Raw genomic sequence first — 16,239 nt, forward strand, 5'->3', positions numbered from 1 at the left:
TGGGGGAGGATCCAACCAAAGGAGTCGTTGAAACGTCAGCGAGCGCTGGCCACCGCCTCCGGCTGCCAGCCACCGCCCAGGGCCTTGTAGATCGCCACGATGCCCTGGTACAGCTCAACCTCGCCCTGTGCCTGCGCATCCTCGGCGCTCAGCCGCTCGCGCTCGGCATCGAGCAGCACCAGGTAGTCCACCGTGCCTTCCCGGTAGCGAACCGACGCCAGGTCGGCTGCTTTGCGGCTCGCTTCGCTCTGGCGCATCAAGGCCAACAAGCGTTGCTGACGCTTGCCGTAGTCGCTGAAGGCATTGGAGGACTCTTCCAGCGCCAGCAAGACCTGCTGTTCATAGTTGGCCAAAGCCCCTTCGGCATCGGCCTTGGCCCCGCGCAGGCGAGCCCGCACGCTGCCCAGGTCGAATGCCGCCCAGGTGATGCTCGGGCCGAGTGCCCAGGCATTGGCCGCCGACGAGCCGATCTGCGAACCGCGCGCGGCGGTAAAGCCCAGGAACCCACTCAGGCTCACCCGCGGGAACAGGTCGGCCGTGGCCACCCCCACATTCGCCGTGGCCGCTGCCAGCTGGCGCTCGGCGCTGCGGATGTCCGGGCGCCGGCGTAGCAGCTCGCCCGGGTCGCCCACCGGCAATGCCTTGGCGATGGCCGGCAGTGCCTTGGGCGAGAGGTCGACACTCAATGCATCCGGCCGTTGGCCCAGCAGGGTGGCGATCCGGTTGCGTGCCCGCACCTGTTCGGCCTGCAATTGCGGCACCGTTGCCTCTACCGCGGCAAGGCGGGCGTCGGCGCGTACCACGTCCAGCTCGTTGCCCACGCCGGCATCGCGCAACGTCTCGGTGATGCTGCGCGACTCTTGCTGGGTCTTGAGGTTGGCCAGGGCGATCTGCTCGCGTAGCTGGGCACCGCGCAGCTGGCCGTAGGCATCGACCAGTTCTGCGATCAGGCTGACCTGCAACTGCTGCAGGTCGGCCGCCGCAGCGGCCTCCTGCGCCTGGCTGGCCTCGATCTGCCGCTGTATGCGGCCGAACAGGTCCAGCTCCCAGGCCATGTCCAGGCCCAGGTCATAGCGTTCGCTGTTGACCCGGCGCTCGGTCTGGCCGGGGATCTGGCCTTTGCCGATCTCGCTGCTGGCGCGGCTGGTGACCACTGGCAACTGGTCGTTCTGCGCATCCTCGCGGATCGCCCGGGCCGCCTTGAGCCGGGCGTAGGCCACGCGCAGGTCGCGGTTGCCATCCAGCGAGGCTTGCACCAGCTGGTTGAGCACCGGGTCGTCGAATTGCTTCCACCACACGCTTTCGAAGCGGCTACGGTCGAAGGCCTTGGCCGGCGCCTGGGTATCGATGTGAGCAGGCTCGGTCTGCGGTGCCTGGTAGTCCGGGCCCACCGCGCAAGCCGCCAGGGCCAGTGCCAGCAGGCTCGGTGTCAGGGGTTTGAGCAGGTTCATGCATGGCTCTCCAACGAGGGCGCGCGCTCGGCCTTGCGGGCCTGGCGACGTTCGACGAATCGGCGGATCAGGAAGAAGAACACCGGGGTCAGGAACAGGCCGAACACCGTCACGCCGATCATCCCGCTGAACACCGCCACGCCCATGGCATGGCGCATCTCGGCACCGGCACCGGAGGAGAACACCAGCGGTACCACACCCATGATGAAGGCGATCGAGGTCATCAGGATCGGCCGCAGGCGCAGGCGGCAGGCTTCCAGCACCGCAGCGAGCGGGTCGAGGCCCTCGGCCTGTTTGTCCTTGGCGAACTCGACGATGAGGATGGCGTTCTTGCATGCCAGGCCCACCAGCACGATCAAGCCGATCTGGGTGAAGATGTTGTTGTCACCGCCGGAGATGATCACGCCGGTGATGGCCGACAGCAGGGTCATCGGCACGATCAGGATCACTGCCAGCGGCAGGCTCCAGCTTTCGTACTGGGCCGCCAGCACCAGGAAGGCCAGCAGCACGCACAGCGGGAAGACGAACAGTGCCGTGTTGCCTGCCAGGATCTGCTGGTAGGTCAGGTCGGTCCATTCGAAGGTCATGCCGTTGGGCAACTCCTGCTTGAGCAGTTTCTCCATGGCGGCTTCGGCCTGGCCGGAGCTGTAGCCCGGTGCTGCGCCACCGTTGATTTCGGCGGTGATGAAGCCGTTGTAGTGCATCACCCGGTCGGGGCCGGAGGTGTCGCTGACCTTGAGGAAGGTCGCCAGCGGGATCATCTCGCCCAGGTTGTTGCGCACCTTCAACTGGCCGATCTGCTCGGCGTCGAGGCGGAACTGCTGCTCGGCCTGGACGTTGACCTGGTAGGTGCGGCCAAAGCGGTTGAAGTCGTTGGTGTACAGCGAGCCCAGGTAGATCTGCAGCGTCTCGAAGATGTCGTTGATGGCCACGCCGTGGGTCTTGGCCTTCTCCCGGTCGATGGCGGCATCGACCTGAGGCACGTTGACTTGGTAGCTGGTGAACAGGCCTGCCAGCTCCGGCACGTCATGGCTCTTGGCGATGATGTTCTGGGTTTCCTTGTACAGCGCTTCGTAACCCAGGTTGCCACGGTCCTCGATCTGCAGGCGGAAGCCGCCAATGGTGCCCAGGCCCTGCACGGGCGGCGGCGGGAAGATCGCGATGTAGGCGTCTTGGATGTCAGCGAACTTGGCGTTCAGCGCCGCCGCGATGGCTGCCGCCGACTGGCTCGGGTCCTTGCGTTCGTCGAACGGCTTGAGCGGGGTGAAGACGATGCCGCTGTTGGGGCTGTTGGTGAAGCCGTTGATCGACAGGCCCGGGAAGGCCACCGAGTCGGCCACGCCAGGTTGCTCCAGGGCGATTTCGCTCATCTTCTTGATCACCGCCTCGGTGCGGTCGAGGCTGGCTGCGTCCGGCAGTTGGGCGAAGGCCACCAGGTACTGCTTGTCCTGGGCCGGCACGAAACCGGTCGGGGTGGACGAGAAGCCCAGGTAGGTCAGGCCCATCAGCCCTGCATAGACGAACAGCGCGATGCCGCTGGAGCGGATGACCCGGCGCACGCCGCCGACGTAGCCATGGCTGGCGCGGTCGAAGAAGCGGTTGAACGGGGCGAACAGCCAGCTGCCCAAAAGTTTTTCCAGCAGCAGCGAGAAACGGTCCTTGGGCGCGTGGTGATCCTTGAGCAATACCGCAGCCAGGGCCGGCGACAGGGTCAGGGAGTTGAACGCCGAGATCACGGTGGAGATGGCGATGGTCAGGGCGAACTGCTTGTAGAACTGCCCGGTCAACCCGGAGATGAACGCCGCAGGTACGAACACCGCGCACAGCACCAGGGCCGTGGCGATGATCGGCCCGGTCACTTCACTCATGGCCTTTTGCGTCGCCTCCAGCGGCTGGAGGCCCAGGCCGATGTTGCGCTCGACGTTCTCCACCACGACGATGGCGTCGTCCACCACGATGCCGATAGCCAGCACCAGGCCGAACAGCGACAGCGCATTGAGCGAGAAGCCGAACAGGTGCATCACCGCAAAGGTACCGATCAACGACACCGGCACGGCCATCAGCGGGATGATCGAGGCACGCCAGGTCTGCAGGAACAGGATCACCACCAGGACAACGAGTACCAGGGCTTCGAACAGGGTATGCACCACCGCCTCGATGGAGCCGCGCACGAACACGGTCGGGTCGTAGACGATGCTGTAGTCCATGCCCTCGGGGAAATCCTTCTTCAGCTCGGCCATCTTCGCCCGCACTTCGTCGGAGATCTCGATGGCATTGGAGCCTGGGCGCTGGAAGATCGGGATCGCCACCGCCGGCTGGTTGTTGAGCAGCGAACGCAGGGCGTACTGGCTCGAACCCAGCTCGACCCGGGCGATGTCCTTCAGGCGCGTGATCTCGCCGTTGTCGCCGGCGCGGATGATGATGTTCTCGAACTCTTCCTCGTTGACCAGGCGGCCCTGGGTGTTGATCGACAGCTGGAAGCTGGTCGAGCCTGGGGCGGGCGGGGCACCCAGCTGGCCGGCGGCGACCTGGCGGTTCTGTTCGCGGATGGCCGCCACCACGTCGCTGGCGGTCAAGTTGCGCGAGGCGGTCTTGTTCGGGTCCAGCCACACCCGCAGGGAGTAGTCGCCCATGCCGAACAGCTGCACATCGCCCACGCCACCCAGGCGTGCCAGCTCATCCTTGATGTTGAGGATGGCGTAGTTGGAGAGGTAGAGCATGTCGTAGCGGTTGTCCGGCGAGGTCAGGTGCACGACCATGGTCAGGTCGGGCGAGGCCTTGTCGACGGTGATACCGATGCGCGTCACTTCCTCTGGCAGCTTGGGCTGGGTGCGGGTCACGCGGTTCTGCACCTGTACCTGAGCATTGTCCAGGTCGGTGCCCAGGGCGAAGGTGATGGTCAGGGTCAGCTTGCCGTCAGCGGTCGACTGCGAGGACATGTACAGCATGTTCTCGACGCCGGTGATGGCCTGCTCGAGGGGCGCGGCCACGGTTTCGCCGATCACCTTGGGGTTGGCGCCGGGGAAGTTGGCGCGCACCACCACGGTGGGTGGCACCACTTCGGGGTATTCGCTGATCGGCAGCTGGAACAGCGCGATGGAGCCTGCGATCAGCAACACCAGCGACAGCACGGCGGCGAAGATCGGCCGTGTGATGAAGAATTTGGAGAAGTTCATCGGCATCGATCCTTAACCGCGAGGTGCCTGGGCACTGGCGACTTTGTCGTTGGAACCGGCCACCGTCGGGGTCGGGTTGCTGGCCTCCAGGGCCTGGCGCTGGCGAGCCAGGGTGGCGAGGGTCTCGTCACTGGCCATCGGGGTTTCCTCGGGCGTTACCGGGGAGCCTGGGCGTACGCGCTGCAGGCCCTTGACCACGATGCGGTCATCCTTGCCCAGGCCGCTGCGCACGATGCGCAGGCCTTCGAGCTTGGGCCCCAGCTCCACGGCGCGGTAGGCGGCCTTGTTGTCCTTGTCCATGACCAGCACGAACTTCTTGCCAAGGTCGGTACCCACGGCTTCGTCGTTGATCAGCACAGCGTCATATTTGGCGCTGCCGACCAGCTTCAGGCGGGCGTACAGGCCCGGGGTGAAGCGGCCGTCGCGGTTGTCGAACACGGCGCGGCCACGGATGGTGCCGGTGCGCGGGTTGACCTGGTTGTCGACGAAGTTCATCTGGCCCAGGTGCGGGTTGCCGGTTTCGTTGGTCAGCCCCAGGTACACCGGGGTGCTCTGGCCGCGCTGGCCTTCGCGGGCCAGCTGGGTGTACTTGAGGTACACGCGCTCGTCGGCGTCGAAGTAGGCGTAGACCTTGTCGGTGGACACCACCGAAGTCAGCGGGGTGACATCGGCGGTGACGATGTTGCCGGCGGTGAACTGGGCACGGCTGACCCGCCCGCTGATCGGTGCGGTGACGCGGGTGAAGCTCAGGTTGAGGCGGGCCAGGTCGAGCTGGGCCTGGATCGCATCGACCCCGGCGCGAGCTTCGGCAGCGGCACTGCTGCGCGATTCGGCCAGCTCGGCGGAAATGGCGTTGCTGTCGCGCAGGCGTTCGCCGCGGCGCGCTTCGTTGGCGCTGCGGATGGCGGTGGCCTTGGCTTGTTGCAGTTGGGCCTCCAGACGACGGACTTCGGCCTGGAACGGGCGTGGGTCGATCTGGAACAGCAGGTCGCCCTTGTTGACCTGGGCGCCTTCGGTAAAGGCCACCCGGTCGATCTGGCCCGACACGCGTGGGCGCACCTCGACGGTTTCCGGGGCTTCCAGGCGACCGGTGAATTCGTCCCATTCGTTGATCGGCTGCTCGATCACCTTGGCCACGCTGACCTTGGGTGCGGCGGGCGCCTGCACGGCTTCCGGGGCTCTGCCACAAGCGGCGATCACCATCACTGCCAACGCAGCGAGCGGAAAGCGCAAGGGTTTGAATGATTGTTCCATGGAGAACTCCGCCAATAATTGGATAGTGGGCGGATTCTGCGAGTCTTGCGCGCGAGGAACGAATCGAACGGGGCGAAGGTTATTATCAAGCGGAATGATAAGTCCGGCGGCCTCATCGATCAGGACACATGAAAGTCAGGTGTCCTCGATAGGGGGCCGCGTTGCGGCCCATCGCAGGCTACGCCAGCTCCCACGCCTTCACCCTTGGGGTGGTGGCGAAGCCTGCGATCGAGTGCGAAGCGCTCGCGGCTGATGTCTCTATCCTCTGGAGGGCTAGAGCCATGCGGCATCCCAGTGGGGTAGTCCCTTATCGTCGAAACCAGACCGGCGCGCAATGGGTTGGCCACGATGTAGCGAGCGGTCGCCCGTATGTTGTCCTCCTGACGCAGTGCTCGGTCATGGTATCCCTTTTGCCAGAGACCGCCCTGTTGCTGACAGGACCGGTTGACCAGGTAGGCGCTTCGGCATTTGACCCGTCGCATCAGTGCATCCAGCGAGGTGTGCTGGAGTTCGAGCAGCCAATGCAGATGGTCGGGCATCACCACCCATGCCAGTGACCGGGCCAGGCCCGTTTCTTGAGCCTTGCGCAGTTCTCCGACCAACATTCTGGCCAGATGGAAATCACGGAATATGGGTTGGCGGTGCTGCACCGTTGTGGTCAGCAGGCATATCTGACCTTGAATAGACACCCGGCCCTGGCGAAGCCGGTGAGATCCTGGACTGTCCATGGCCTTTTTCCTTGAAGTGGAATACTCAAGGTAGCTGCGAGTCGCGAAGGTGCTATTGGCTCAATGGCACAGGATGTGTCCTACATTTCACCGTGAAAGCTCGTGGGAGCTGGCGAAGCCTGCGATGGGCCGCGACGCGGCCCCAGGGCCATCAGGCCTGTGCAGCAAATTGCGCCAACCGCTCACCATCGAGCCGGTAGCGAACCCACTCATCCTGAGGCTCGGCCCCCAGGGACCGGTAGAAGCCGATTGCCGGCTCGTTCCAGTCCAGCACGCTCCACTCCAGGCGCCCGCAGCCTTTGGCCACGGCCTCGCGGGCGATATGGCGCAGCAATTGACGGCCAGCTCCGTCGCCACGTTGCTCTGGGGTGATGTACAGGTCTTCCAGGTAGATGCCATTACGGCCCAGCCAGGTGGAATAGCTGTAGAAATACACGGCAAAGCCGATGGCCTGGCCATCGCGTTCGCAGATCAGGCTGTGCACGGTGCTGCCTTCATCGAACAGGGTGCGTTCGATATCGGCGAGGCTCGCCACCACTTCGTGGCGGGCGCGCTCGTAATCGGCAAGCTCGGTGATGAAGGCAAGGATCTGCGCGGCGTCGGCGCGTACGGCGGGGCGAATGGTCAGGCTCATGGTCGGGCATCCTTGAAGGTGCAGGGCAGGGCGCTTCGAACCGATACAGTCATGTGTATCGGTGCAATTTAACGTAACTGTACGGGTCGCAAGGAAAATCGCTCCGCTAGTGTGACAACACAACAACCCCTTGTGGAAGCCCACCATGCTTGGATCCATCGATCTGCTCACCGCCTTCGTGCTCTTTGCCTTCGTCTCCTCGATCACGCCGGGGCCGAACAACACCATGCTGCTCGCCTCGGGGGTCAACTTCGGTGTGCGCCGCTCCATTCCTCATGCCCTGGGTATCAGCATCGGCTTCATGGTGATGGTGCTGGCGGTGGGCTTCGGCCTGGGCGAGCTGTTCAAGGCCTGGCCGCCGCTGTATACCCTCCTGCGCTACGTCGGTGCGGCGTACCTGTTGTACCTGGCCTGGAAGATCGCCACCTCCGGGCCGATGTCCGGCGATACCAAGGGCGCAGGCAAGCCGCTGGGCTTCTGGGGGGCGGCGGCATTCCAGTGGGTCAACCCCAAGGCCTGGGTGATGGCGGTGGGGGCGATCACCACCTACACGCCTGCCCAGGGCTATGTGCTCAACGTCATCGTCATCGCCGCCTTGTTCGCCCTGGTCAACCTGCCCAGCGTCGGTATCTGGGTGATGTTCGGCAGCGCCTTGCGCAACTTCCTGCAGAACCCGCGCTGGTTGATGCTGTTCAATGTCCTGATGGCCCTGTTGTTGGTGATTTCGTTGTACCCGCTGCTGTTTGTAGAATCGTCTTTTTCCTAGACCGATGAGTACAGCAAAGCGATGCAGTTGATTCCCTGGTCCCACGAAAGCTGCGAAGGTTTCACCCTGCGCGGCTGGCGGTCACCGGCCAGCGGGCGGCCGTTGCTGCATTTCCTGCATGGCAACGGCTTCTGCAGCCTGGCCTACCAGCCCATGCTGATGACGCTGGGCGAGCATTTCGACCTGTGGCTCAGTGACGTGCAAGGCCATGGCGACAGCGACCATGGCGGAGCTTTCCGGGGCTGGAACCGCAGCGCCGAGCTGGCGGTCGAGGCGTTCGAGGCCGGGCGGGGCGAGTATGGGGGCGTGCCGCGCGTTGCGCTGGGCCACAGCTTTGGCGGTGTGCTGACAGGGTTGATCCTGGCCAGCGAGCCGCACCTGTTCAGCCGCGCCATGCTGCTCGACCCGGTATTGTTCAGGCGGCGCATGCTCGGCGTGATGGGCGTGGCTGCACTGCTCGGGCTGCACCGCCGTCACACCTTGGCACGCAAGGCCGCGACCCGGCGCAGCCATTGGCCCGACCGCGAGGCGGTCACGGCATCGCTGCAAGGCCGGGGCATCTTCAAGGGCTGGAGCGAGGCAGCATTGCAGGCCTATGTGGAGCATGCCGTGGGCGAGTGCGGGGAAGGGGTGGTGCTCAAGTGCAGGCCCAGTCGGGAAGCGGAGATCTTCAGTTCGTTCCCCGAGCGGATGTGGTCCCACCTTCTGCAGATCAAGGTGCCGACATCCATCCTGTATGGCGAGCATACCTATCCGTTCGTTCCCCATTCGGTACAGCGGCTGGCCGCGCTCAATCCCCATGTAAGCGCTCGGCAGGTGCCCGGGGGACATTGCTTCATGCAGGAGGATCCGGCGGGGGCGGCGCAGCAGGTGGTGACCTGGCTGCTCGCCCATTGACGGGTTTGCATGTGTTGTAGGAACGCGACCGGGCCAGTCCAGATCAGGCCACATCGACCAGGACGATCTCGCTGTCCTCGACGGCCGTTACCTGCAACACCTGCTCCTGCTCGATGGCCACGCCATCCCGGGCTTTGGCCCGCAGGCCATTGACCTCCACCAGCCCCTTGGCAGGCACCAGATAACCCCGGCGCCCTGCGTCGAAGCGGTATTCGGCGCTTTCGCCAGCACGCAGGGTTGCGGCCACCAGGCGCGCATCGGTGCGGATGCGAAGGCTGTCTTCATCGCCGGCCCGGCCGCTGGCCAGGGTCACGAAGCCTTCACCGCGCTCGCCCTTGGGGAAGGGCCGGGTGCCCCAGGACGGCGCTTCGCCGACCCGCTCAGGCAGGATCCAGATCTGGAAGATCCGCGTGTCGACCTTTTCCAGGTTGTATTCGCTATGCACGATGCCGGTGCCTGCGCTCATTACCTGGACGTCGCCGGCCTCGGTGCGGCCTTTGTTGCCCAGGCTGTCCTGGTGGGTGATCGCGCCTTCACGGACGTAGGTGATGATTTCCATGTCCCGGTGCGGATGTGGCGGGAAGCCTCCGCCGGCGGCGATCAGGTCGTCGTTCCAGACGCGCAGGTTGCCCCAACTCATGCGCGCCGGGTCGTAGTACTCGGCGAACGAGAAGTGGTGGTGGGCATCGAGCCAGCCGTGGTTGGCATGGCCCAGGCTTTCGAACGGTCGCAGTTGCAACATGGTCGTGCTCCTTGAATCGGTTGATGGAGCCATGATGCGCCAAACAAAGATCGAAAATAAGCGTAAATATCGGCTTGTTTTGATCTATTTATTAGATCTGTGTTCTTTGGGTAAAGCCTGCGATTCATCGCCTAATCCACTGATCTGCAAGCATTCGCTGGCGATTTTTCGCAGATGGGGCGAACATGCCCGTTGATTCGATTTTCAACGGAGTGACCGTGCCTCACGAGCATCCCCAAGCCCCTGCGGACCTGGCGCCGCCGGCGCAACTGCCCTGGTTCCGCCGCTTGGCCGCCCGCCTGCTGGGCCGCGGCCTGACCCGCCTGCAAGCGCAGCACCGCGATTCTTGGTTCCTCGGCCATGCGACCGGCCAGCGTAGCGGCCATGCCGATGGCGTGCGCGAAGGCTACGAGCGTGGCCGGGTCGAAGGCTACGAAGCCGGGCGTCAGGTGCTGGTGATCCGCGATGTCCGTCCCGACGCCGCTGGGGTACCTGGCCAGGACGACAAGCTGTTCGATGACTGGCGCCTACCGCTGACCGCTGAATTGAAAAAGCGCTTCAAGGCCGATGTCGCCCAGCGCCTGCCTGCCGAGGCCCAGCCCAGCGCCGCGCAATGGAAGCTGATCTTCAGCGATACCCCGTCCACCTGCGTGGTGGCCGGTGCAGGCGCGGGCAAGTCGACCTCGTTGGTGCTGCGCATCTTGCTGTTGCGCCATTACCTGGGCTACGAGCTCGATGCCATGACGGTGGTGACCTTCACCCGCGAATCGCGCAAGGATTTCATCAAGCGCCTGGTGCAGGTATTCGCACTCTGGCAGCTCGATCTGCATCCCGCCCAGGCCCGCGAACTGGTGCGTACCTTCCATTCGCGCATTCTGCCGCTGGTGCGCAGCCTGCCGGGCTTCGGTCAACTGCGGGCATTCGAGACCCTGGGGCAGGACCTGCCGGCTGGTGGCGAAGCCAACGCCGAGGGCAATCCGTTCGACCTGCGTTTGAATGACGCCCAGCGCCAGCAGCTGAACCTGTGCTATCGCGACCTGCTGCAAGGCAACCCACGCTTCGCCGAACTGATCGGCGCGTTGCGACGCGAAGCCCTGCAGCTCAAACCCCTGGACCCGGACCACCCCGACGTGCAGAAGCGTGTGCAGGTGACCCAACTGGCTGCCCAGCGCGATGAAGAACTGTGCGACGTGATCGAGGACTTGTGGTTCGCCGCCGGCGCCTGGCCGATCAAGGGCATCGAGCCGTGCCGCGATACCGTGCAGATCCGCGGCAGCCGCTTCCACGTGCATGGCCGCCTCGAAGGGCTGGATGCCTGGGTGGTGCTGGGTTTCGACCCGTCCGAAAGCGCTCAGTACCAGCGCCCAGGCGCCAAGCTTGGGGTTCGTGCCGAATGGGCGGTAAAGCGCACCCTGTTCCAGGCTTTCTGCGACAAACCTTTGATATGGCTGGAAAACTATTCGGCAGCCAAGCGCTTGGCCGCCACCTTGGCTGGGGATGCCGTCGCGGGCCCGGGCTTCGAGTACAAGGTCAAGGGCGAACTGGCGCCGGCGCCATTGCTCGACGCGTTTGTCGGTGCCGCCAGCTTCATCGAGAACCTTGGCCTGGAGGTGAACAGCGCCGTGGCCGGCATGAGCTTCCCGCCGGGTGACAGCGATGCCTTGTTCTTCGAAGCGTTGGCGCTCTACTGGAAAGCCTTGGAAGCACACCTGCTGACGCAATCGCCACCGGTCATGACCTACAACCGCATGTTCGCGCTGTTCGGCGAGAACAACCCGGAGAACCTGCGCCTTTTGCCCGACCCGCTGCTGCGCCCGCTGGCGCACCTGATGATCGACGAGTTCCAGGACGTCTCGCCGCAGATCGTCAGCTGGTTGCGGGCAAGCCTGGCCGAGATCCGCAGGCGCGGCCCGGCCATGCACACCGGGCGTAACGCCGCGCACAGTTCGCTGATGTGCGTGGGCGACGACTGGCAGTCGATCTACGGTTGGCGGGGCAGCTCCCCGGAATACTTCATGGAATTCACCAAGGCTTTCCCGTCGCCGGCCAATACCCGGGTAATGCTGGTGGAAAACTACCGCAGCCAGCAGCACATCATCGATGCCGCCGAACACCTGGTAAAAGGCGCACAGGCCATCGCAGGCAAGAAGGCCAAGGCCAGCGGCCAGGCTGCCGCGCTGCCGCTGTCGCCGGTGAAAGTCTTCGAGCGCGACGAGGCCGCCTTGGCCAAGACCTTGATGGAACACTACCAACGGGGCGAAACGGTCATGATGCTGTTTCGAAAAAGTTCCGATAAATCATTGATGGATCAGCATTTATCAGCGGTATACAAGGCAGACTCCAGCTTGCCGCCCGAGCAGCGCCGGCTGCGCCAGCTGACCTACCACAGCGCCAAGGGCCTGCAGGCCGACGCGGTGTTCATGCTCGGCGATTGCCAGTACCTGACCAGTTCACCCTACAAGAACCAGGCGTACCGCATGGCGGGCCTGGGGCGCGCCGGTGATGCCCAGGCATTCGACACGGCGCAGAAGGAAGAAGTGCAGCGCCTGGCCTATGTCGCGGTGACCCGTGCAGTCAGGCACTGCTATTGGCATGTGGAGGCCGCCAACGGCGAGTCGGCGGGTGCGCCTCGCGCGTCCGGCCAGGTGGTTGGCCGGCACGCGTTTTTCGAAGACCTGCGCGGTCAGTGAGCGTGCGCATCAAAGCGTTGCCATTGAGCGGTCACGCGGGTCGATGCCGGCAATGACGCCCAAGGGTCGGTGTCGCACACGTTGCCGTCGGTGAGGGGCCAGCGGGGCAGGCTTGGCTGGGCGAAGGTAGGTTACCGGCCTGTGCGCTGGCGCCAGGCCATAGCCAAGGGAGAGAGTTCATGCGTTCGCAGTGCAGTCCCAAGGATCACCTGCTAGACCTCGAAGGCGTCGAGATTGCCGTGCGTTGCTGGGGCCCGGAAGATGGCATTCCGGTGCTCGCGTTGCACGGCTGGTTGGACAACGCCGCTTCATTCGACCGGTTGGCGCCCTTGCTCGACGGGTGCTTCGTGGTCGCCCCGGACCTTGCCGGCCACGGCCGTTCCGACCATCGCCGCGACGACAGCGGCTATTACCTGTGGGAACACGCCGAAGACATGCTGGCCGTGGTCGACAGCCTGGGCCTTGGGCATTTTCATGTCCTGGCCCACGGCATGGGCACCGGTATCGCCTCGCTGCTGGCGGCACTGACCAGCAGCATCGCCAGTATGGTCTTTCTCGATGGTATGGGGGCGCCGTTCACGGTCGCCGAGGATGATCGTGTGGCGCACCTGGCCCGGGCCTATCGCCTCAAGCGCATGGTCCGGCGCAGCCGTCTGCAAGGTTTTGCCGAGCCTGGCGGGAGCCAGTTCGATGACCTGGATACCGCGCTCGCGCAACGGCGCAACCGGCTCGATGGCAATTTGTCCGCCGAGGCCGCACGGCTGTTGGCCCAGCGCGACCTGTTGCAGGTGGGCGAGGGCTATTGCTGGCGCCACGACCCGCGCCTGGTGCTGCCCGAACCCATGCCCTTGACCGAGCGTGAAGCCTGCGACCTGCTCAGGCAGATCGCCTGCCCGCTGTACCTGATGCTCGGGCGCCAGGGCGCCTTCGCCGGGGACGGTTTCGAGCCGCGACAGGGGGCTCTGCCTGGCCACGCCCGGGTCACCTGGCATCCGGGAGGGCACCACTTCCATCTCGAAGGCCCGGACCGCACCCTGGTCGACCTGATCCTGCGGGTGCTGGCCACCCATGACCATGGCCAGTTGCAGCGTCTGGTCAACGAGTAGCCGCGCGAAACGGGGGCTGTCGGTGCACCTTGGGATGGGCTATGTTGCCCAGGTACCTTTTCCCAGGTCGCCCAAAGGAGCTGCGGCATGCCACCGTTCGTCATCCAGCATATCGATCATATCGTCCTGCGGGTCCATGACCTGGACCGCAGCATCGCCTTCTACCGTGACCTGCTCGGTTGCCAGGTGAGCCGAACCCGGGAAGACCTGGGCATGGTGCACCTGGCGGCAGGCACGTCGATGATCGACCTGGTGAGCCTCGATGGGCCGCTAGGGCGCCCAGGCGGGCCGGCGCCGAGCGGGCAGGGGCATAACCTGCATCACTTCTGCCTGCGCATCGAACCTTTTGATGAGCACGCCTTGGTCGACTACCTTCAAGCGGCCGGGGTCACCGTGGAGCCTGCCGAGAAGCGCTATGGCGCCGAGGGCGAAGGGCCCTCGCTGTATTGCTTCGACCCCGACGGCAACCAGGTCGAGCTCAAGGGGCCGGTGTCCTGTGAGCTGGGCCCGCGATAAGGGCCAAGTCCTTGCCAGGCGACGGTAATCGGGTGCTGCTCCTGTGGTCTTGCGCAGCGGTGGCTTCCAAATACCCGGCGAAATCAATTAGTTATCAAGTTTTGTAAGAGGATGCCTTTGCCTTTGCCTTTGCCTTTGCTTTTGCTTGCGATGCGCGATAGCCCAGGCGCCGCCAAACGCGACGTCAGGAGGCCGAGTGGAGGCATTACGGAGGTGGGTGCCGGGCATGGATGCCCGGCAAGCGGCGCAGGGCCATGGATGGCCCTTCGCCGCGCCCCACCGGGAGTAATGCCGGAGCGAGGGAACCCCGGAGCGAAGCGCAGGGGCCGGATGCAGGAGCCAGCGGTTTTTGCCTACTTTTGCCCAAGAGCAAAAGTAGGTCGCCGTAAAGGCGAAAAGGTGAATCAGCGCCTCCATGGCGAATGGAGTTTTCGCGGTTCCCATGCGCTCGGTGTTTGTTGAATCTGGAATCGTTGGTGTTGATGTAAGCGAACAGTCCGTTTGCGATGGCGACGCTGAATCACCTTTCCGCCCTTACGGCGGGTCACTTTTTGTCAAACGCTGATGTTAGGCATGATCAATCGCCGGCAAGCTGTCCCACAGGGCAGCGCTAGTTACGGGTAATAGGCCGAAGATCTGGAATATTTCCTACAGATCCACCGATCAAGCAGAACACCTATAACGAGATGACTCTAAGCAAAGACAGCCCAACGAGATCATCATCGTGGCCCGACAGTCCCTTGCCCCACACGCCACACCCGCCCAGGCCGTGACCTTGCTGGTATTGGCCATGGCCACGGTGCTGGCGTCCGGCATCATGCCCCGCCACCGCGCCGACTGGCTGATGGAGAACCTCGTCCCGCTGGCCCTGATACTGGCCTTGATCGTCGGCTGGCGCTGGTTGCGCCTGTCATGGCAGGCCTACCTGGCGATCCTACTGTTACTGGCCGTGCATGAGCTGGGGGCGCACTACACCTACGCCGAAGTGCCCTACAACCGTTGGTGGCAGAGCCTGTTCGACCAGTCGTTGAACGCGACCATGGGCTGGCAACGCAACCAGTACGATCGTTTGGTCCACCTGAGCTACGGCCTGCTGTTCTATCGGCCGCTGCGCGAAACGCTATGGCGTCTGACGCCCCTGCGTGGGGCTTGGCTCGCCTTCCTGGCGTTGAACCTGGTGCTGGCCACTTCGGCGTTGTACGAACTGATCGAATGGGTCGGTGGCCAATACGTGGGCACCGACACGGCTCGGGCCTTCGTCGCCACCCAGCGCGACCCCTGGGATGCGCAGAAGGATATGGCGCTGGCGCTTGGCGGGGCGCTTGCCAGTCTTGTGTGGGGCACATTGCGGAGTGCTCGACCGCCCAGGTGATGCCGAGGAACATCTCGAGGCGTCGCTGGCCGACCAGTTCGATGCCCTGGTGTGGGTCGAGCAGACCGCTGCCGTTACGCCGCTGCCGGTGCCCGAGAGCGCCAACCATGAGGAAGACACCTTCCCGTTCGGAGTCTGATGCCATGAATACCTATTTTTCCCAGCACCCTGTGTTCAAAGACCGTCGCCAAGCCGGGCGCGCCCTGGCCCAGGCGCTCAAGTCGCGGGTACAAGGCCAGCCGCTGGTGCTCGCCTTGCCCCGTGGCGGCGTGCCGGTCGCCTATGAAGTGGCCAAGGCGTTGGCTGCGCCACTGGACCTGGTGCTGGTGCGCAAGATCGGTGCACCGGGCAACGAGGAGTTCGCCATCGGTGCCGTGGCCGAGGGCAACCCGCCTTACTGCGTGGCCGACCAGGCGATGATGGCGCTATTCGGCGCCTCCCAGGATTGGTTCGACGCCGAGCGTGATCGGCAACTGCTGGAGATCCAGCGGCGCCGCCGGGCCTACTGCGGGGATCGCCCAGCCCCTGATGTGTCGGGCCGTGAGGTGGTGTTGGTGGACGATGGCGTCGCCACCGGCAGCACTGCCCGTGCCGCCTTGCTGGCCCTGGCCGCCATCGGGCCGTCGCGTTTGCTGTTCGCTGCCCCGGTGGGCGCGCGGGAAGCGGTGGCGATGCTGCGCCCCCTGGTCGATGAGCTGGTATGCCTGGAAATGCCCGAGCCGTTTCGTGCGGTGGGGCTGCACTATGACCGGTTCGAGCAGACCGGCGATGACGAAGTGGTGCGGTTGCTGGCGGCCAGCAGGATGGGCTGAGCGGTCCCATGGTGTCCCGACCATGTCGCTTGTCAAGGCGCGTGGTCGGGTTTGCATGGCTATCCGGGCAAAGCCGATTATGCTTCAACAGACCT

General features: G+C 64.6%; 13 protein-coding genes and 1 pseudogene. 8 read left to right on the forward strand and 6 right to left on the reverse strand.

Features of this window, described 5'->3' with window-relative positions:
- Positions 1-35: 35 nt before the first annotated feature.
- The 5 genes and pseudogenes from ACXHGZ_RS09445 to ACXHGZ_RS09465 all read right to left on the reverse strand — a co-directional run bounded on the left by ACXHGZ_RS09445 (position 36) and on the right by ACXHGZ_RS09465 (position 7,243).
- A complete protein-coding gene (locus ACXHGZ_RS09445) occupies positions 36-1,451 on the reverse strand; it encodes an efflux transporter outer membrane subunit (RefSeq protein WP_480463511.1) in 1,416 nt (471 codons plus the stop codon).
- Complete coding sequence (locus ACXHGZ_RS09450; protein WP_480463513.1) at positions 1,448-4,627, reverse strand: efflux RND transporter permease subunit; 3,180 nt, start codon at positions 4,625-4,627, stop codon at positions 1,448-1,450. The genes ACXHGZ_RS09445 and ACXHGZ_RS09450 overlap by 4 nt, the downstream gene beginning before the upstream one ends.
- Positions 4,628-4,639: 12 nt before the next feature.
- Positions 4,640-5,881, reverse strand: a complete 1,242-nt coding sequence (gene mexE / locus ACXHGZ_RS09455) for a multidrug efflux RND transporter periplasmic adaptor subunit MexE (protein ID WP_480463514.1) — start codon at positions 5,879-5,881, stop codon at positions 4,640-4,642.
- 273 nt (positions 5,882-6,154) lie between these two features.
- Positions 6,155-6,609: pseudogene (locus ACXHGZ_RS09460) on the reverse strand (REP-associated tyrosine transposase).
- Positions 6,610-6,760: 151 nt separating this feature from the next.
- On the reverse strand, positions 6,761-7,243 hold the full coding sequence (locus ACXHGZ_RS09465; protein WP_480463515.1) for a GNAT family N-acetyltransferase: 483 nt from the start codon (positions 7,241-7,243) through the stop codon (positions 6,761-6,763).
- 145 nt (positions 7,244-7,388) lie between these two features.
- Here ACXHGZ_RS09465 and ACXHGZ_RS09470 point away from each other — a divergent pair, with 145 nt between their 5' ends.
- The gene (locus ACXHGZ_RS09470; RefSeq protein ID WP_224459104.1) at positions 7,389-8,009 is read left to right on the forward strand and encodes a LysE family translocator; all 621 of its coding nucleotides are present in this window, start codon (positions 7,389-7,391) and stop codon (positions 8,007-8,009) included.
- Between the two features lie 21 nt (positions 8,010-8,030).
- Entirely contained in the window at positions 8,031-8,906 is an 876-nt protein-coding gene (locus tag ACXHGZ_RS09475) for an alpha/beta fold hydrolase (protein WP_480463518.1), read from the forward strand.
- Positions 8,907-8,949: 43 nt separating this feature from the next.
- On the opposite strand, the gene ACXHGZ_RS09480 is transcribed toward ACXHGZ_RS09475, so the two are convergent.
- Complete coding sequence (locus tag ACXHGZ_RS09480; protein WP_480463519.1) at positions 8,950-9,648, reverse strand: pirin family protein; 699 nt, start codon at positions 9,646-9,648, stop codon at positions 8,950-8,952.
- 185 nt (positions 9,649-9,833) lie between these two features.
- Between ACXHGZ_RS09480 and ACXHGZ_RS09485 the strand changes: the two genes are divergently transcribed.
- The 6 genes from ACXHGZ_RS09485 (at position 9,834) to ACXHGZ_RS09510 (ending at position 16,144) form a co-directional block, all read left to right on the forward strand.
- Positions 9,834-12,338 carry a UvrD-helicase domain-containing protein gene (locus tag ACXHGZ_RS09485; protein WP_480463521.1) on the forward strand — a complete coding sequence of 835 codons (2,505 nt, stop codon included), beginning with the start codon at positions 9,834-9,836 and terminating at the stop codon, positions 12,336-12,338.
- A gap of 179 nt (positions 12,339-12,517) precedes the next feature.
- Complete coding sequence (locus tag ACXHGZ_RS09490; protein WP_480463523.1) at positions 12,518-13,444, forward strand: alpha/beta fold hydrolase; 927 nt, start codon at positions 12,518-12,520, stop codon at positions 13,442-13,444.
- An 87-nt stretch (positions 13,445-13,531) separates the two neighbouring features.
- A complete protein-coding gene (locus tag ACXHGZ_RS09495) occupies positions 13,532-13,960 on the forward strand; it encodes a VOC family protein (RefSeq protein WP_084859004.1) in 429 nt (142 codons plus the stop codon).
- Between the two features lie 724 nt (positions 13,961-14,684).
- Positions 14,685-15,332, forward strand: coding sequence for a DUF2238 domain-containing protein (locus tag ACXHGZ_RS09500; protein WP_480463526.1), 648 nt, complete (start codon positions 14,685-14,687; stop codon positions 15,330-15,332).
- A complete protein-coding gene (locus ACXHGZ_RS09505; RefSeq protein ID WP_480463527.1) occupies positions 15,313-15,471 on the forward strand; it encodes a hypothetical protein in 159 nt (52 codons plus the stop codon). The genes ACXHGZ_RS09500 and ACXHGZ_RS09505 overlap by 20 nt, the downstream gene beginning before the upstream one ends.
- Before the next feature lie 4 nt (positions 15,472-15,475).
- On the forward strand, positions 15,476-16,144 hold the full coding sequence (locus ACXHGZ_RS09510) for a phosphoribosyltransferase (protein WP_480463529.1): 669 nt from the start codon (positions 15,476-15,478) through the stop codon (positions 16,142-16,144).
- Positions 16,145-16,239 lie beyond the last annotated feature (95 nt).

This window comes from Pseudomonas shiyinii, assembly GCF_056725765.1.